Origin of the sequence: Rhizobium giardinii bv. giardinii H152 (genome assembly GCF_000379605.1) — a bacterium.
In the GTDB taxonomy this organism is placed as follows: Bacteria; Pseudomonadota; Alphaproteobacteria; order Rhizobiales; family Rhizobiaceae; genus Pararhizobium; species Pararhizobium giardinii.
On the sequence record NZ_KB902613.1, the window covers coordinates 101,835 to 118,960 of the forward strand.

14 protein-coding genes and 1 pseudogene are annotated in these 17,126 nt (G+C 58.0%); 7 read left to right on the plus strand and 8 right to left on the minus strand.

Features of this window, described 5'->3' with window-relative positions; translation table 11 throughout:
* Positions 1 to 138: 138 nt before the first annotated feature.
* The 8 genes and pseudogenes from A3AY_RS0110435 to A3AY_RS0110470 form a co-directional block, all read right to left on the minus strand.
* Positions 139 to 1,584 (minus strand): Glu/Leu/Phe/Val family dehydrogenase, encoded by a 1,446-nt coding sequence (locus A3AY_RS0110435; protein ID WP_018325627.1) that lies wholly within the window; start codon positions 1,582 to 1,584, stop codon positions 139 to 141.
* A 100-nt stretch (positions 1,585 to 1,684) separates the two neighbouring features.
* Positions 1,685 to 1,993, minus strand: coding sequence for a UPF0262 family protein (locus A3AY_RS0110440; RefSeq protein WP_026203296.1), 309 nt, complete (start codon positions 1,991 to 1,993; stop codon positions 1,685 to 1,687).
* A pseudogene (locus A3AY_RS34990) lies at positions 1,993 to 3,175 on the minus strand (acetyl-CoA C-acetyltransferase). Before A3AY_RS34990 ends, A3AY_RS0110440 begins: the two are co-directional and overlap by 1 nt.
* Positions 3,176 to 3,247: 72 nt before the next feature.
* The gene (locus A3AY_RS0110450) at positions 3,248 to 3,877 is read right to left on the minus strand and encodes a 3-oxoacid CoA-transferase subunit B (RefSeq protein WP_018325628.1); all 630 of its coding nucleotides are present in this window, start codon (positions 3,875 to 3,877) and stop codon (positions 3,248 to 3,250) included.
* A gap of 18 nt (positions 3,878 to 3,895) precedes the next feature.
* A complete protein-coding gene (locus A3AY_RS0110455) occupies positions 3,896 to 4,594 on the minus strand; it encodes a CoA transferase subunit A (RefSeq protein ID WP_018325629.1) in 699 nt (232 codons plus the stop codon).
* Positions 4,595 to 4,907: 313 nt separating this feature from the next.
* Positions 4,908 to 6,383 carry a M81 family metallopeptidase gene (locus A3AY_RS0110460; RefSeq protein WP_018325630.1) on the minus strand — a complete coding sequence of 492 codons (1,476 nt, stop codon included), beginning with the start codon at positions 6,381 to 6,383 and terminating at the stop codon, positions 4,908 to 4,910.
* Between the two features lie 51 nt (positions 6,384 to 6,434).
* Positions 6,435 to 6,986 (minus strand): carboxymuconolactone decarboxylase family protein, encoded by a 552-nt coding sequence (locus tag A3AY_RS0110465; protein WP_026203297.1) that lies wholly within the window; start codon positions 6,984 to 6,986, stop codon positions 6,435 to 6,437.
* A gap of 11 nt (positions 6,987 to 6,997) precedes the next feature.
* Complete coding sequence (locus A3AY_RS0110470; RefSeq protein WP_018325632.1) at positions 6,998 to 8,323, minus strand: aspartate aminotransferase family protein; 1,326 nt, start codon at positions 8,321 to 8,323, stop codon at positions 6,998 to 7,000.
* Between the two features lie 219 nt (positions 8,324 to 8,542).
* Between A3AY_RS0110470 and A3AY_RS0110475 the strand changes: the two genes are divergently transcribed.
* From A3AY_RS0110475 to A3AY_RS0110515, 7 genes are all read left to right on the plus strand, one after another.
* The gene (locus tag A3AY_RS0110475; RefSeq protein ID WP_018325633.1) at positions 8,543 to 9,442 is read left to right on the plus strand and encodes a MurR/RpiR family transcriptional regulator; all 900 of its coding nucleotides are present in this window, start codon (positions 8,543 to 8,545) and stop codon (positions 9,440 to 9,442) included.
* A gap of 919 nt (positions 9,443 to 10,361) precedes the next feature.
* Positions 10,362 to 11,480 (plus strand): serine hydrolase domain-containing protein, encoded by a 1,119-nt coding sequence (locus A3AY_RS0110490; protein WP_018325636.1) that lies wholly within the window; start codon positions 10,362 to 10,364, stop codon positions 11,478 to 11,480.
* Between the two features lie 71 nt (positions 11,481 to 11,551).
* Entirely contained in the window at positions 11,552 to 13,159 is a 1,608-nt protein-coding gene (locus tag A3AY_RS0110495; protein ID WP_018325637.1) for an ABC transporter substrate-binding protein, read from the plus strand.
* Positions 13,159 to 14,100: an ABC transporter permease gene (locus A3AY_RS0110500; protein WP_018325638.1), complete on the plus strand. Its 942-nt coding sequence runs from the start codon at positions 13,159 to 13,161 to the stop codon at positions 14,098 to 14,100. The genes A3AY_RS0110495 and A3AY_RS0110500 overlap by 1 nt, the downstream gene beginning before the upstream one ends.
* Position 14,101: 1 nt before the next feature.
* The gene (locus A3AY_RS0110505) at positions 14,102 to 14,983 is read left to right on the plus strand and encodes an ABC transporter permease (RefSeq protein WP_018325639.1); all 882 of its coding nucleotides are present in this window, start codon (positions 14,102 to 14,104) and stop codon (positions 14,981 to 14,983) included.
* A 1-nt stretch (position 14,984) separates the two neighbouring features.
* Positions 14,985 to 15,992, plus strand: coding sequence for an ABC transporter ATP-binding protein (locus tag A3AY_RS0110510; protein ID WP_018325640.1), 1,008 nt, complete (start codon positions 14,985 to 14,987; stop codon positions 15,990 to 15,992).
* Complete coding sequence (locus A3AY_RS0110515) at positions 15,989 to 17,065, plus strand: ABC transporter ATP-binding protein (protein WP_083925949.1); 1,077 nt, start codon at positions 15,989 to 15,991, stop codon at positions 17,063 to 17,065. Before A3AY_RS0110510 ends, A3AY_RS0110515 begins: the two co-directional genes overlap by 4 nt.
* The last annotated feature ends 61 nt before the right edge of the window (positions 17,066 to 17,126 follow it).

Consider the following 17,126-nt stretch of genomic DNA (forward strand, 5'->3'; position numbering starts at 1 on the left):
GAATATCTGGTACCGAAGGACGGATTTCGCCGTTATGCAGCTAGCCGATGCAGGAAACCGGCGTTAACGACGCAGCAGGCGAGTTATCTAGACGTTATGTCATAACATATCGCATAAGATAGCTTTGGAACGGAGAAGTCATATCCCTATCGCTTCGTAAGCGTCAGCGATCTGCCGGATTGACGCGACGTATGCGGCGGTTCGGTAATCACCGAGCTCCGGTTGCTGTTCGATGAGGTCGGCGATGCGACCCCAGGTGCTGCGCATGACGTCTTCCAGTCCGGAACGAACGAGATCGATTTCAGCGCCGCCTTCGAGGAACTCATCGCGAATATCGGCGGGGAATTCCTTGCCGGTCATGCGTTCAAGCGCTGCGGCAATCGTCTGGTTGCGCCGCTCGCGCCGGCGCCGCTCCATCAGGCCGAAGGGGATATGCGTCAGGTTCTTCACCCACTCGAAGTAGCTGACGACGACACCGCCGGCATTGACGTAAAGATCCGGAAGGATTGTGATCCCACGAGTGCGCAGAAACTTGTCGGCCTCGAAGGTTACAGGTCCGTTGGCCGCTTCGACGACAAGGTTTGCCTTGATGCGCTCTGCATTGCCTGCATGGATGGCATTTTCCATTGCCGCTGGAATGAGAACGTCGCACGGCTGCTCGATGCCCGTCATGTCACCAAGGAACGAGGCAGCACCCTCGAAGCCGAGAATGCTGCCTGTCTTGATCTGATGCTGCTTCAGCGCCTCGATCGCCAGGCCATCGGCATTGGCGACATAGCCGTCGCGTTCTGCAACGATCGTCACCCGGGCGCCGTCCTCTTCGGAGAGGAACTTTGCTGCGTGGTAGCCGACATTGCCGAAGCCCTGAACGATGACCGCAGCACCCTTCAGGTCACGCTTGCCGTTCAGCCCGGCAGTGCGCGGATCGCGGAGATAGCTCTGGATGGCGAACTGGACGCCCCGACCAGTCGCTTCGGTCCGGCCGGCAATACCGCCCTTCGACAGCGGCTTGCCGGTGACGCAGGCGCGGGCATTGATGACATCGGTCGGATTGGCGCGACGGAACTCGTCCATCATCCAGGCCATTTCCCGTTCGCCCGTGCCGATGTCGGGAGCCGGGACGTTGACGCCGGGGCCGATCAGGCCACGTTTGTTGAGTTCCTGGGTGAAGCGGCGCGTGATGCGCTCGAGCTCCTGCGGCGTCCATTCACGCGGATCGATCTTCAGGGCGCCCTTCGAGCCGCCGAACGGCACATCGACCAGCGAGCATTTGAGTGTCATCAGGGCTGCCAGCGCCTCGACTTCTTCGGCATCGGCATTCGACGCATAGCGAATGCCGCCCTTCACCGGCTCGCAGTGTTCACTATGAACCGACCGCCAGCCGATGAAGCTGTACATACGGCCGCGCAAGCGGACGCCGAACCGAACCGTATAGGTCGAGTTGCACTGCATGATCCGCTCCGACAGGCCTGCCGGCAGATCGAGGAACGTCATCGCATGGCGGAAGTTCTGGTCAACGCTTTCGAGAAAGCCTGCGGAACTTGTCTGTCCGACGTGTGCTTCGCGTTGTGGTATTGCATTCACTGTGGGTTCTCCTTGTTCGATTGTGTTGGCGCCGCATGCTGTCTCAGCTCAACAAAATTCGCTGATCGGCATTGCGCACGAGCAGCGCAGCGTAAACAGACTAACTCTCGCAGATGCGGGTGTAGTCTTTGAGCAATCGGCGGAAGGGCGTGAGCGACAGGTAGTGGCTGACGACATGCTCGCCCTCGTCATCAGCCACATCCAAAGCCAGGCGCCCATCAACCGCTTCGATCCGGAGACGATAAGGGCCGCCGTCGTGGTCGACCGGAGTGAATGTATTGGATTCCAGCAGGTCGATGACCGCGAGCGCCTGCTCCCGCTCAATTCTTGCGTCCCGGCCACCGAAGGACCGGTCGAGCGATACGTCGCAAAGACGGTACTCGGCGGGAGCCATCACACTGCCCTTCATTAAATCGCTTCCACGCACATGGCGACACCCATCCCGCCGCCGATGCACAAGGTCGCCAGGCCCTTGGACACGCCACGGCGCTTCATTTCGAAGAGCAGCGTGTTGAGCACGCGGGCGCCGGACGCGCCGATCGGATGGCCGATGGCGATGGCGCCGCCATTGACGTTGACGATGCCAGGATCCCAGCCAAGGTCCTTGTTGACCGCGCAGGGCCTGCGCCGCAAAGGCCTCGTTGGCTTCCACCAGTTGGACGTCGCCGATCGCCCAACCGGCTTTCGCCAGCGCCTTGCGCGAGGCCGGGATCGGGCCGGTGCCCATGACCCGCGGATCGACGCCGGCCGTTGCCCAGGAAACGATCCGCGCGAGCGGCTCTATGCCGCGCTTGAAGGCCTGCGTTTCGGTCATCAGCAGGGTGGCGGCGGCCCCGTCATTGAGGCCGGAGGCATTGCCGGCGGTGACCGTGCCTTCCTTGTCGAAGGCCGGGCGCAGCTTCGTCATCTGGTCGAGCGTTGTGCCATGGCGGATATATTCGTCCTGGTCGACGGTGACGTCGCCCTTGCGGGTCTTGACGATGAAGGGAATGATTTCGTCGGCGAAGCGGCCGGCCTTCTGTGCCGCTTCCGCGTTGTTCTGCGAAGCGACGGTGAAAGCGTCCTGCTCTTCGCGGCTGAACTGCCACTGGCGCGCGACGTTCTCGGCGGTGATGCCCATGTGGTAGCCGTAGAAGGCGTCGGTCAGGCCGTCCTTGATCATCGTGTCGATCATGTTGAAGTCGCCCATCTTCACGCCGCCGCGAAGATGCGCGCAATGCGGCGCCATCGACATCGATTCCATGCCGCCGGCAACGATGATGTCCGCATCACCGGTGGCGATCTGCTGCATGCCGAGTGCGACGGCACGAAGACCCGAACCACAGAGCTGGTTCATGCCCCAGGCAGTCTTTTCCTGCGGGATCCCCGCCTTCATCGCCGCCTGACGTGCCGGATTCTGGCCCTCGCCGGCCTGCAGGACCTGGCCGCGGATCACCTCGTCGACTTCGCCCGCTTCGACGCCGGCGCGCTTGAGCACGCCCTTGATGACGGCGGCGCCGAGCTCATGTGCTGGGGTGTTGGCGAAAGCACCGTTGAAGGATCCGACCGCGGTGCGGGCGGCGCTGGCGATGACGATCGATGCGGTGCTCATGGTGGTCTCCTCTATGGTCCTGCGAAACTGGCAGAGTTTGGCTCCAGCTACTTCGCAAAGAAGCGCCGGTTCTCAGTTGACAATGGTCGCCTCGGTGGCGCTGCGGATCTCGCCGTCGGTGACATCGTCGGCAAGCTCGACCAGCTTCAGTCCGCCCTCGACGACGTCGAGCACACCAAGATTGGTGATGATCCGGTCGACGACGCTTTGTCCGGTCAGCGGCAGGGTGCAGGCCTTCAGCACCTTGGATTCGCCGACCTTGTTGGTGTGGTCCATGACGACCACCACCCGCTTGACGCCGGCAACCAGATCCATCGCCCCGCCCATGCCCTTGACGAGCTTGCCGGGGATCATCCAGTTGGCGAGGTCGCCGTTCTCCGCCACTTCCATGGCGCCGAGGATCGCCATGGCGATCTTGCCGCCGCGGATCATCGCGAAGCTCTGCGCGGAATCGAAGAAGGCTGAATGCGGCAGTGCCGTCACCGTCTGCTTGCCGGCATTGATGAGATCGGCATCGATCTCACCTTCAGTGGGAAAGGGGCCGATGCCGAGCAGGCCGTTCTCCGACTGCAGCGTCACATGGACGCCTTCGGGGATATAGTTGGCGACCAGCGTCGGAATGCCGATACCGAGATTGACGTACGTTCCGTCTTCGAGTTCGCGGGCTGCCCGCGCCGCCATCTGGTTTCTGTCCCAGGCCATGTCTCTTCCCCCCTGCCCCTATGCCGCCGCGCGCGTGGTGCGCTGTTCGATGCGTTTTTCGTGCTGACCCTGGATCAGGCGATGCACGTAAATTCCAGGTACGTGGATATGGTCGGGATCGAGGCTGCCGACCGGCACGATCTGCTCGACTTCGGCGACGCAGATCTTGCCGCAGGTGGCGGCGGGCGGGTTGAAGTTGCGGGCCGTCTTGCGGAAGACGAGATTGCCCGAGGTATCCGCCTTCCAGGCCTTGACGATCGACAGATCGGCGACGATGCCGGTCTCGAGAACGAAGGTCTCGCCGTTGAAGGTCTTCGTCTCCTTGCCCTCGGCAACCACCGTGCCGACGCCCGTCTTGGTATAGAAGCCGGCAATGCCGGCGCCGCCGGCGCGCATCCGCTCGGCCAGCGTTCCTTGCGGGTTGAACTCGAGCTCCAGTTCGCCGCTCAGATATTGCCGCATGAACTCGGCGTTCTCACCGACATAGGACGAGATCATCTTCCTGATCTGCTTGGTCTTCAGCAGCACGCCGAGGCCGAAGTCGTCGACGCCGCAATTGTTCGAGGCGATCGTCAGGTCTTTGGTGCCAGCCCCGCGGATCGCGTCGATCAACAGTTCCGGTATCCCGCAAAGCCCGAAACCGCCTGCGGCAATGAACATCCCGTCAAACAGCAATCCCTCAAGGGCCAATGCTACCTCGGAAAAGACTTTGTTCATGTCACTCCTCCAACTGTGAAAACTCTACCGGTGGCCACGCTGAACCGTGGTTGGGCTGGCCTTCTGTTCTGTGCCTAGAGTGCTACCAAAATGCCGACGCCCGAATTGGTGCTGCTTTCCCAATGACATGTGAATTCTGAGCACATGTCGAAGCGACGAGGTCATGCGGCAGCGTTCGGTTCGGCCTGTCGGCTTTTTTCCCACGGACAGTTGTTGGGCCGAATCCAGCGTCGGGACTTTGCCGTCACCACAGCGTCCAGGTACCACCCTAAGGCGACTAAACCTGGCGTCCGATGAAAGGCGGCGACCGAACTCAGTCATAGTCGACGAACGGATAGGAGGTGGCGGTAGGTGCGTGCCGGTACGGCAGCGTCGTGAGGTCGGCTGGCCCCCAGTCCGGCGTGTCGACAATGACAATCTCTTCGGCCAGGGGCTCATAAACCGCCCGGAAGTGCGTCTTCGATCGGAGCACGATGATGTCAAAGTCCTGCGGGCGCATGCCAAACTGCAAGAATGGGTCCTCATCGACCGCCACGCTCGGCGCAGTGGTGACACTTACAACAATGCCTCCAACGTCAAGCAATGCCGTCGGACCCAGGTCAACCTTAAGTCCATGATACATCGGCCCGGAAACGGAATAGCTCATTTCACCTGCAAACTTGACCTTTGCCTCAACCGCGACCGGCCCGCCCGATCTCGGGGACGAGTGACCACCTAGCTTCAGTTTGATCGTCTTTCCTACGCCAGCTCCGCATGCAGCCGCCGCGCTGTCGGGGTCCCAAAGAAACGGTACAACTGCGTTCTTGGCACCCTGCCGGATCAATTCCTGCAAAACGTGGGTAGAATCTATCATCCTATCGGCGTGCTCGAGCAGGACAATTGGCCCGTTTGACGATTGGGCCCGTTGAAGGGCATAGGACACACCCTCTGTCAAATTCCTTACCAATCCAGGCACATGGAGTTCACGACGAGCGTCATGTATTGACCTGCTAAGGTCGTTTGCCACCCGCTCGGCAAGGCTGCGGTCTCGATCCGCGACGACGACCACGGAGAAACCGCAGTTCGGGACGTCTGCATATGAGAAGCCCGCAAAAATAGAAACATCCAGCACTCCGGGGGTCGTTTGTGGAAGTTCCACAGAGCGGGCGACGAAGCTCGAAAGCGGTTGTAAAGTTGTCGCGCTGAAAATACTCGGAACCATAACACCGGGACGCGCGATTGCCGTGACGGGGCTGATCTCTCCCCGCAAAGTCTTCACGAGGCATTCCGCGGCACGCCGCCCGGTGTCTGCCATGTCAATATGCGGCGAATAGTGATAGCCGAATGCAGCCGTTGCACCCGAGATTGTAGATGCATCCAAATTGCCATGGTAGTCGAGGGCCAGCATAATAGGAACATCGGGGCCGACCTCGGCCCGAACGAGGAGCAGAAGGTCGCGATCGGGATCGGGTCGCGTCGGAGTCGTGCATGCCCCATGCAGGTAGAGGAGTACGCCATCCAGCGTCCCACGATGTTCTTTCAGGCCATCAATGATGGCTCGACTGTAGTAGTCGAACGCTTTATCGGAAACAGGTGCCGTTGCACTGGCTTCGGCGTAAACAATGGGCACCATCGCGATGCCCTCACGCTCACAGACGTCAACGAAGCCGCCCGGTACGGTATTCATTCCGCGGTGACTTCGTAATATCTCACTTCCGATCCACTCTGAGTGTTTGAAGTCCTCGATTGTCAAAAGGTTAGTCAGGAAACTAACTGATTCGACCCCGAATCCAGCGATGGCTACTTTCACGAGTTCAATCCTTCCTCCACGTCGATGGCCAATGCACAACGCAGACTGATTTCAGAGGGGCCACTCTTGGAATTCGGCGGCGACAGCGCGGTCGATAGGCGTCTCATAGGTCCTCAAGATGAAGCCTAATATTGCGTAGAACCCAACTGTCGCTATCAGGTCGAATACAGCCTTTTGGCCCACTGCTGCGGCAAGGGCTGCTTCTATCTCCGGAGGCAGGTATCCTCTGTCAAACAGCGCGTCGACAGCAGATGCAACAAGACCGTCTTCTCCGTCTGGCGAATTTCGCATTGCTTGAATTCGCGCGTCTGCAATGCCAAGTGCTCGGGCGCGACTCACATGGTGGATCCACTCATAGTCCGAATCCATACGATGGGCAGATCTCAAAATCACAAGTTCTGATCGAACGCTACCCAGAGCGCTGTGCTTGACGATGTGTTGGCGTAGCGGGGCCCAGGCTTTTAGCAACGCCGGGTGACGCGCCATCGTTCGATAGACGTTAAGTGCTCCGGCAAAGCTAGCCTTCATATCGGCGATTTCTGCGGGCCAGTCTTCGTCGGCTAGGGGCGGACAGGGAGATGGCGTTTTAGGGGAGACATTCATGACAAATAACCTCAGCCAGCAACTGCGCTATTTATTGCGGCGGCGAGCCGCTCCACGATCATATCGATTTGCTCGGGTTGAATAATGTATGGTGGCGCCAGCAGCACATGATCGCCATGCACCCCGTCAATTGTCCCGCCCATTGGGTAACACATCAGGCCGCGGCGCATCGCTTCCTTCTTGATCCGGGAATGCATCTTGTGGGCTGGATCGAAAGGCTGCTTGCCGTCTTTGTCCGCCACGATCTCCACGCCGCGGAAAAGACCGCGGCCGCGGATGTCGCCGACATATGGCGATTGTCCAAGCGCCTCGTCGAGTCCGGCCTGCAGGCGATCACCCATCCTGATAACGTTTGCCATCATCTCGGAGCGCGTGATTATTTCAATTACCTTACTGGCTGCCGCTGCTGCGATAGGATGTCCGATGTAGGTATGCCCATGCTGGAACAGACCAGACCCATCTGCGAACGCACGGTAGATCTTTTCGGAGAGCAATACCGCCCCGATCGGCTGGAAGCCTCCGCCCAAACCCTTTGCAATCGTCACAAGATCCGGAACAATCCCCTCCTGTTCCAACGCAAAGATCGTGCCGGTCCGCCCCATTCCACACATGACTTCATCGAGGATCAGCAAGATGCCATACTTGTCGCACACCTGCCGAACCCGTTTGAAATAGTCGGCAACCGGCCCCACTGCGCCCAGCGTCGCTCCGACCACCGGTTCGGCGACGAAAGCCATGACCTTGTCGTCGCCAAGTTCAAGGATCTTGTCTTCGAACTCCGCGGCCAGACGCTCGGCATAAGCCTCGAGCGTTTCGCCTTCCTGTTGATCGCGGTAGGCATAGCAGGGAGAAACATGATGTGTTTCAGGCAAGATCGGTTTGAACTGGGCACGGCGCCAAGCATTGCCGCCTGTTGCCAGAGCACCGATCGTATTGCCGTGATAGCTCTGCCGACGTGCGATGATGTGGCGCCGTTGGGGTTGCCCGATTTCGACAAAATACTGGCGCGCCATCTTGAGGGCAGCCTCGACAGCTTCTGAGCCGCCCGACACCAAGTAGACATAATCGAGACCTTCCGGCGCGAGTTCAATCAATTGCTCTGCAAGCCGCTCGGCGACATCAGTCGTAAAGAAGGACGTGTGAGCATAGCTGATACGGCCCATCTGCACCTTCATCGCGTCCAAAACTTCTGGATGATTGTGGCCGAGGCAACTTACAGCTGCGCCGCCTGATCCATCTATATAGCTCCGGCCTTCGCTGTCGGTGATGTAGATACCTTCACCTGCCAAAGCTCGTGGCAAATGCGTACCGATCGTTCGATGCAAAATTTTGGTCATATTGATTTCTCGGGCTATGTGTCTATCCGGCATGCCGGCAGTTCCTGTTTATTGATTTGCAGGTTTTTCAAAAAAATGCAACACTTGTTTTATACACGAATTTCTGATGCATTTGTTTTCTCAATTGCGAGGCATTCGCCAGGTTTCCAGGGGCAGGCCCGAAGTTTCGGAAATATTTGACTTTTTCGTCGGGTAGAGAGATGGTTCGGTTGATTTATAATGACCACAATGAGGCAAATGTTGCAAAAAGGCCCCCTCCACGCTCATATCATTGAGCGATTCGACGACATGTCCGATCAGTTGCAGCAAGCAGCTCGCCACATCCTCGAACATCCGCAGGAAGTGGCGCTCGTTTCGATGCGTGAGCTGGCGCGAAATGCGGGCGTGCAACCATCGACGATGACCCGCCTTGTAAAATTCTTGGGATTTCCTGGCTACGACGAGTTTCGTAGTCAGCATGCCGATGTTATTCGCGTCAGCGCCGACGGGTTTGCGGCTCGGGCGCTGCAGCGGGACGAAGGCGGAAATGTTGAGGGACTGGCGCTACGGATGCTTCAGAACCTTTCTGCTCAGGTTGCTCGCCTCTGCGAACCTGATTCGCTTCTACGGCTAACCACAATGGCCGGCCACCTGGGCAAAGCTCGTAAGATCTATGTTCTCGGGCTGCGTTCTTGCCATTCCGTTGCCTGGCATTTTCATTATGTCATGACGTTACTTGGAGATAAGACGGTGCATCTCGACGGGCCGGCTGGCACGAGCGGTGATGCGCTCATTCGTGCTGAGTCCGAAGATGTTCTGCTCGCAGTTTCTATAAGTCCATATTCCCGTTACACACTGGAGCTCGCCGAGGTTGCTCGGGAAAAGGGAATGGGAATTGTTGCGATTACAGATAGTGAAGTTTCCCCTCTCGTAACCATTGCTGACCACGTCGTGCTTTTCTCAACCGAGAGTCAGACGTTTTTCCATACGTTAGTTCCCGCCCTTGCAGTCTCGGAAGTTCTCTGCGGTCTGTTGGCTAGCCACAACCGCAGTGCCGCTTTGGAAGAACTTAAGCGTGCCGATCGCCATCTCTCCGCGATGAATACATACGCAACGTCTATCCCGCGGCGAAAGATCTGAATCGGTTCGTAGAGGCGGCTTGGCGATGATTTCCGCCGTTTACAACGCCGTGTGAATAACCGAACTGATAAAGGCGGATACCTTCTCATCCCACGATGACTTGAAAGCCGCCAGATAACTCGCGTGCGTCTTCATCGAGAGAAATGAACCTACGCCGCATCATTGTATTCAAATCCTGTCACCAAATGCGGCATTGCAAGATGGAAATCTATGCTCTGGAACTGCCACCTCTCCGGCAGTCTTCGTTGTTGCCCGTTTTCCCCTATTCACATCCGCCAGCCCGATCAAAATTCGACGGTGACGCCAAACTTTTTCGTCGCCACATACCTTATGTTCCCTTGAACGGCAGACGGCCAACCAAGGGCCTACAAATACTGCTTCGCTCCATTCACGGACGGCTATCCGAATTTCCGACGGAACCACCTTGCGTGTTCGAGCGAGCCCCCGATTTTGCCGTCATCAAACTCATCGGGATTCTTCTCGAACTCAAATTCGCCGCCGAGACCCATCCCCCGTAAGATCGACGCCTCCAAGAAGTCCGCCAACGCATTTCAACCTACCATTTTTGAAAGCTACTCGGGCGCCAATTCAGAAAGCAAATTTCTTGCCTACCCTCACGGGAGTTGAATAGCCAAGAGCCCCACGTTCGTCCCGCTGAATATCCCCGTTCTCGAAATCGGTTTCGGTCAGGATAGGTACGTCCATACATACCCTCCGCCAGATGAAATGTCAGCATACCACAAGTCCGCTCGCCAGACTTTTCTACTCACTAAGTTTGACCGAGGCGCGCAATTTAAGCGCCAATGGCACATTGACACAAATGGTGCATTCACATAAAGATAAAACAAATGATGCGAGTGAGCTAGGGAAACGGTGGCAGCGGATGCATGCCATCTGCTCCGACAATGTGGAGAACACAATGAACTATGAGACCGTCCGGTACGAGTTGAGTGAGCCCTTCTCGCCCGCGTCGCCCGAAAGCGTGGACATGTTGCCACAATCTCTTAGGCTCGCCGTCGAGACTGCTCGGGTCTGGGTAGACGAGGGCCGCATCGTTGGTGCAGTGATGCTGGTGATCCGCCGGAATCGAATCGTTTTGCACGAGGCGGTTGGTTGGAGCGACCGAGAGCGCCAGATTCCGATGAAAACCGACACGATCTTTATGATGCGCTCAATGACGAAGCCGCTCCTCGGCACGGCCATCCTGATGTTGAAAGAAGACGGGCGGCTGACGCTCCAGGATAGAGTGTGCGAGTATCTCCCGGCATTTGACAATGAGCGTTCGCGCGACATTACGATCTACCAGCTTCTCACTCACACCTCTGGAATCACCGGCTCGATTGTTGGGAATATTGGGGCCGCGCGATACGCCTCACTGCGTCAGGCGGTTGACGAGGTTGGTCGGAAAGGACCCGAACATCCGCCCGGCACGCGATATGAATACAGTGATCCGGGCTCGAGCACTCTTGGGGCGGTTGTCGCCGAGATCTCCGAGATGCCTGTCGAAGACTTCATCAGCAACCGAATTTTGGAGCCGCTCCGGATGGGCGACTCGTTCTTAGACTTCAAGCTGCAGCCTGGCGATCCACGTGCAGAACGTGTTGCCGCAAGCTACTGCAGGGAGAACGGCGAGAGCGGCCCCTGGACAAAGACCTGGGATAACACGCAACCGGAGGAAGTCCCGTTTTTCCGGGGCTCCGGCGGCCTTTTCGCTTCGGGTATCGATTATGCGAAGTTTTTGTCCTGCATGCTGGACGGTGGGCGCTTTGGCGACTGCCGCTTGCTGTCGGAGGAGGCTGTCGAACTCGCCACGGGCCCAAGCGCGATGTCGAATGAATACGGTCTCCATTGGCAAGCATTCGGCGATGGTGTTTTTGGGCATGGGGGACATCAAGGCACTTTATCCTGGGTTGATAAGGAAAATGACCTAATCGGCCTCTATTTGACCCAGTCGGAATCGACGGGGAACGCTACTCGTCCGGAGTTCAAGAAGCTGGTGGAGAGCGCAATCGTGAAAAAGCGAGCTAACGCGCTCTAGGGGTCTGGCCCTCGAGGAGGGGTCGCCACGACAAAGTTCGCAACGAAACTACTCAACACAGGGAGGAACACATGCATATTTCTCGACGCGATCTCATCAAGCTGAGCGTATCTGCAGGAGCCGCTTTTGCGGCCCCGTCTATCCTGCGTGCTCAGGCGGCTTCAGCAGACACGCGCGTGGTCCGCGTGGTGCTGGACCAACTCCCCTCGGGCTTCGACCCTCACAATACGACAAGTGCCAACACTGGAAACCATGCCCTGGCGATCTATGATATGCTTTTTGGGTTCGACTCCCAGCGGGTGGCGCGCCCGCAAATGATCGGAAATTGGGGCGTATCCGAGGACAGGAAGACCTATACATTCGCGCTCAGGGACGGCCTGGGCTTCCACGACGGCACCCCTGTCACCGCAGCAGACTGTGTGGCTTCAATTCGGCGTTGGGGCGCGGGTTCCTCGGGTGGAAAACTGCTCATGGAAAGGACCAAGGACGTTTCGAAGAAGGATGATAAAACCTTCACGATCGAGTTGAGGGAGCCATTTGAGCTTCTGATCGAAGCGCTGGCCTCGCCGTCGCAGTTACTAGCGATAATGCGGGAGAAGGACGCTAATCTTCCCCCAGCGGAGCAAGTAACTGCCAATATCGGATCGGGGCCGTTCAGGTTCAATCACGCACTGGCCAAGCCGGGTGCAAGCTTCACGTACGACCGCAATGAAAAATACGTTCCCCGCAACGAGGCGCCCGACGGATTCGCCGGGGGGAAGATCGTTAAAGTCGATCGAGCCATCTGGGAGAACATCGCCGATCAACAGACTGCTTTGGCCGCGTTGCAGGCGGGTGAGATTGATTTGCTGCTTACTTGCCCGCCGGACTTCTATTCTACTGTCGAGGGAGATCCCAACCTTCAACTACAGCTTGTGGTTAAGGGGGGGCAATGCATGTTTGCACGAGTAAACTTCCTTCAGCCGCCATTCGACAACGTCAAGGCGCGTCAAGCGCTATTGCACTTGGTTGATCAGGAGGCGTTCCTGAGCGTCCTGGCTCCCGATCCAAGATACGTCCACCCCATGACGTCGATGTTCGGCAATGGCTCGCCATACACGAATGACGAAAACACGGGATGGTATAAAAAAGGCGGCGATCCAGAAAAAGCCAAGCAGCTCTTCAAGGAGGCTGGATACGCTGGCGAGAAGGTCGTCATTCTTGACTCGACTGACTGGGCACAGGGCGACGTTTCCGCTCAGCTACTGGCGTCAGAGCTGAAGAAAATCGGCGTCAACGCAGAGTTGGCACCGAGCGACTGGGCGGGCATTGTCGCGCGCCGAGCGAACAAGGGTCCGGCTGAGAAAGGTGGCTGGAACGTTCACATATCGAGTTGGCCTAATGGCGCCTTCTCCGATCCACTTGGGTGCGCGCTCCTCAGCGCGAATGGCGAAAATGCTTGGTACGGCTGGCCAAAGAACGATGAATATGAGGCGCTGCGCGCCAAGTGGGCCGCAGTTGAAACGATGGATGAGCGCAAGGCTCTGGCCCGCAAAATGCAACATCTTTGGTGGGACTTTGTCGGAGCGGTTTTCTTGGGTCAAGCGGTCTCGCCCTCCGCGCGACGGAAGACTCTCACCGGCGTCATAAGCACTGATGGGTCGGCTCCGATGTGGAATATGCAGAAGGCTGAGGCGTAATGGCCGGTTACATTCTTCGCAGATTGGTTTCGACCATCGCCGTCATGGTGATGGTCGGGATTTTCGTCTTCCTGCTTCTCAGGCTGGCGCCTGGCGACCCGGCTGCCATGATCGCCGGCAGGTCAGCCACGGAGGAGATGATCGCCGGCATCCGTGAGCAACTTGGCTTGAACGATCCTATGCCGGTTCAGTTTATGCATTGGGTAGGCGACATGCTCGCCGGAGATTTTGGCACTTCCATACTTGCCGGACGGCCGGTTCTCGAACTCTTGTCGCAACGGCTTGAACCAACCCTGTCGCTGGCAATCCTGACAATGATCCTTGCGGTAACGATTGGCGTCTCCTTCGGGGTACTCGCAGCATGGCGAGCTGGGGGTTTCGTCGATCGCATTCTCACTGGATTTTCAGCGCTCGGATATTCCGTTCCGGTCTTCGTCATCGGCTTCTTCCTGATCTACTTTTTTGCCGTGCGGACACATTGGCTGCCGGTCCAGGGATATGTGCCGATGAGCAATGGCATCGCACTCTGGTTTATGCACCTGATCCTGCCTACCGTCACCTTGGGCCTCGGCTTCATTGCATTTATCGCCCGGGTCACGAGAGCCAGCATGCTGGAAGTTCTGTCGGAAGATTATATGCGAACGGCAGTTGCTAAGGGCGCATCGTCCTATGCAATGCTTTTCCACCATGCTTTGAAGAATGCCGGTGTACCGATCCTCACCGTAGTTGGCATAAGCTTCGCTTATCTAATTGGCGGCGTCGTCATCACGGAAACCGTGTTCAACTTACCGGGTATTGGTCGTTTGGTCGTCGACGCAATCAACAACCGTGACTATCCCATCATCCAAAGCGTGCTCATCCTGACTTCGGGACTGTACGTCCTCATCAACCTCACGGTCGATCTAACCTATATGCTGATCGACCCGCGCATCCGGTACTGATATGACGCTCCCCGCCGCAACACTTGAAATCACGCCGACGGCCCCGCTGGGATTTTCCGGCCTTGCCCGTATCGCGAGGCGGCATCCGCTGGTTCTGATCGGCGGTGGCCTGCTGGCGCTTCTGATCGTACTGGCGCTCTCGGCGTCACTTTACGCCGGCGATCCAGGGAACATGGATCCGTTCAAACGACTACAGCCACCTTCGGCCGAAATGTGGTTCGGGAGTGACCATCTAGGCCGCGATGTGTTTGCCCGAACAATTTTCGGCGCGCGGATATCCCTGATGGTCGGGCTGGCATCGGCGGCTTGCGCCGCTCTTGTCGGGCTCCTGATCGGCATTCTCGCCGGTTACAACCGCATGTTCGACAATATCGTCATGCGGGTGATGGACGGTTTGATGTCGATCCCGACGATCCTGTTGGCCATAGCCCTTATCTCTTTGACCGGCCCCGGGATCGGTATTCTTATCGTTGCCATAGCGATCCCTGAAACGCCCGCGGTCGCGCGCCTGGTTCGTTCAGTGGTCCTCAGCGTGCGAGAACGTCCGTACGTGGAGGCCGCCCTCTGCGGCGGTGCGAGGCTTCACAAAGTGCTGTGGCGGCATATCCTCCCGAGCACTATTCCGGCGCTCATGGTGCAGGGTGCCATAGTCTGTGCGAGCGCGATTATGACGGAGGCGGCGCTCAGTTTCCTCGGCGCAGGTGTTCCACCTGAGATCCCCAGCTGGGGCAACATGATCGCCAGTTCGCGGCTCTATCTTGCCATTGCTCCACTGACGATCTTTGGCCCCGGGATATGTCTCGCTGTCACGGTGCTTGCGGTGAACCTTTTGGGGGATGGTCTGCGCGATATGTTCGATCCCCGCGCGAAGCGGAGGCGCTGACATGCAAATGCATAACACGATAAGGGATGAAGTACTTCTAGACGTTAGAAGCCTTGAAACACATTTTTACGGCGAAGAGAGCGTCACTCATGCGCTGGGCGGCATCAGCTTCCAGATAATGAAGGGCGAAACCGTCGGTGTCGTCGGCGAGTCCGGGTGCGGCAAGAGCGTCACCGCTCTTTCCATTCTTCGCCTACTGCCGAAGCTGACAGCGAGAACTGTAGGCGGCGAGGTCCGATTCCACGGACAAGACCTTTTGAAGTTGTCCGAGCAGGAGATGCGAAAGATCCGCGGCGGTAAGATCGCCATGATCTTCCAGGATCCGATGACGAGCCTAAACCCGGTTTATACGGTTGGCCACCAAATTGCCGAAGCGATACAGATTCATACGGGAGTTAGCCGTTCAAGTGCGTTGACCGAGGCCGAGGAGATGCTCCGTTTTGTCCGCATCGCTGACCCCGAGCGTCGTGTCAGCAACTACCCCTATGAAATGTCAGGCGGCATGCGCCAACGCGTCATGATCGCCATGGCCCTTGCCTGCTCGCCGGAACTGTTGATCGCCGACGAGCCGACAACCGCACTCGACGTCACGATCCAGGCCCAGATCTTGCGTCTGATCGTCGATCTGAAGGAGCGCACGGGGACAGCCGTGATGTTCATTACCCATGACCTTGGCGTCGTGGCCGAGACATGCCAGCGCGTTATCGTTATGTATGCCGGCCGGATCGTCGAGCAAGCTTCCGTGATGGATCTGTTCGCGCGACCCATGCACCCGTACACTCAGGCTCTCATGCACTCCGTACCTGATCGACGGCGAGGCCGACAGAGCCGTCTGCCCGAAATTCCTGGAATTGTACCTAACCTCCGTGACCCGATTATCGGGTGCAGCTTTGCGCCTCGCTGCCCGTTCGCAATTGACATTTGCCGCGAGAAGACGCCCGTCCTGCGTGACATTGAATCAGGTCATGCCGCGGCATGCTGGCGCTCAGAGGAGATTGTATGCGCATGAGCGGTCCATTGCTAAAAGTAGAAGATCTGACCAAGCATTATCCCATTGGTGCGGGATTTTTGAGGAAGCCTTTTTCTGCCGTCAGAGCGGTCGAGGATGTATCCTTCTCTGTCGAAGCGGGCGAGACTTTGTGCATCGTCGGCGAATCCGGCTGCGGCAAATCCACGGTCGCGCGGCTGTTGATGCGGCTCGTGGATCCGACGGGCGGTCGCGTCCTGATCGATGGCACCGATATAGCTGGCCTCAAGAAACATGAGTTGCGCGCGTATCGCCGTCGAATGCAGATGGTGTTTCAAGATCCCTACTCGTCGCTGAACCCGCGTCTTACCGCAGGACAGATCATCACCGAACCCGTCGAGAACTATGAGCGTCTCAGCCGCAAGCAACGTGAGGCCCTTGCCGCGGACCTCCTCCACAAGGTTGGAATGTCGCCCGAGATGATGCACAGGCTGCCGTCGGAGTTATCGGGTGGCCAACGCCAGCGGCTCGGGATTGCGCGGGCGCTAGCGCTTAAGCCGTCGATCATCATCGCCGACGAGGCCGTTTCTGCCCTGGATGTCTCCGTGCAGGCACAGATTCTCAATCTGCTTATGGATCTTCAGCAGCAATTGGGCATTGCCTTCGTCTTCATTTCGCATGACCTCGGTGTTGTGGAGCATCTGGGCCATCGTGTCGCGGTCATGTATTTGGGGCGGATCGTGGAACTAGCCACATGCGAGGCCCTCTTCGCCCAGCCGGTCCACCCCTACACCGAAGCGCTGATCGCGTCGGCACCTGTACCGGATCCCACGCGCGTTCGGCTGGAGGCGCCCGTCGCTGGCGAGGTGCCAAGCCCGATCAACCCGCCGGACGGGTGCGCATTTCATCCCCGTTGCCCACTCGCGGTCGAGCGTTGTCGAATCGAAGTTCCACCCTTGGTGCCGATGACAGACGGCCGCGTCGTGGCCTGCCATGTGCGCGCCCCAGCATCAGGCCTGCAGGCGCAATCGGCTGCGGAACGGGATTGTCCAACAGTTCGTCTGGCAGGGGCTAATGAGTCTATCCGAAAATCCGAAAAACCAAACATTACTTAGGCAGAAGCGTAATCGTTAGTCGGAGATCCTATGGATACTCGCGAGTCTGGTCACCCTGCGA

Coding starts and splice junctions, on each gene's coding strand:
- A3AY_RS0110495 (WP_018325637.1), top strand. CDS start 11,552: ATGCATATTTCTCGACGCGATCTCATCAAGCTGAGCGTATCTGCAGGA.
- A3AY_RS0110450 (WP_018325628.1), bottom strand. CDS start 3,877: ATGGCCTGGGACAGAAACCAGATGGCGGCGCGGGCAGCCCGCGAACTC.
- A3AY_RS0110475 (WP_018325633.1), top strand. CDS start 8,543: ATGACCACAATGAGGCAAATGTTGCAAAAAGGCCCCCTCCACGCTCAT.
- A3AY_RS0110490 (WP_018325636.1), top strand. CDS start 10,362: ATGAACTATGAGACCGTCCGGTACGAGTTGAGTGAGCCCTTCTCGCCC.
- A3AY_RS0110510 (WP_018325640.1), top strand. CDS start 14,985: ATGCAAATGCATAACACGATAAGGGATGAAGTACTTCTAGACGTTAGA.
- A3AY_RS0110500 (WP_018325638.1), top strand. CDS start 13,159: ATGGCCGGTTACATTCTTCGCAGATTGGTTTCGACCATCGCCGTCATG.
- A3AY_RS0110440 (WP_026203296.1), bottom strand. CDS start 1,993: ATGAAGGGCAGTGTGATGGCTCCCGCCGAGTACCGTCTTTGCGACGTA.
- A3AY_RS0110515 (WP_083925949.1), top strand. CDS start 15,989: ATGAGCGGTCCATTGCTAAAAGTAGAAGATCTGACCAAGCATTATCCC.
- A3AY_RS0110455 (WP_018325629.1), bottom strand. CDS start 4,594: ATGAACAAAGTCTTTTCCGAGGTAGCATTGGCCCTTGAGGGATTGCTG.
- A3AY_RS0110470 (WP_018325632.1), bottom strand. CDS start 8,323: ATGACCAAAATTTTGCATCGAACGATCGGTACGCATTTGCCACGAGCT.
- A3AY_RS0110505 (WP_018325639.1), top strand. CDS start 14,102: ATGACGCTCCCCGCCGCAACACTTGAAATCACGCCGACGGCCCCGCTG.
- A3AY_RS0110465 (WP_026203297.1), bottom strand. CDS start 6,986: ATGAATGTCTCCCCTAAAACGCCATCTCCCTGTCCGCCCCTAGCCGAC.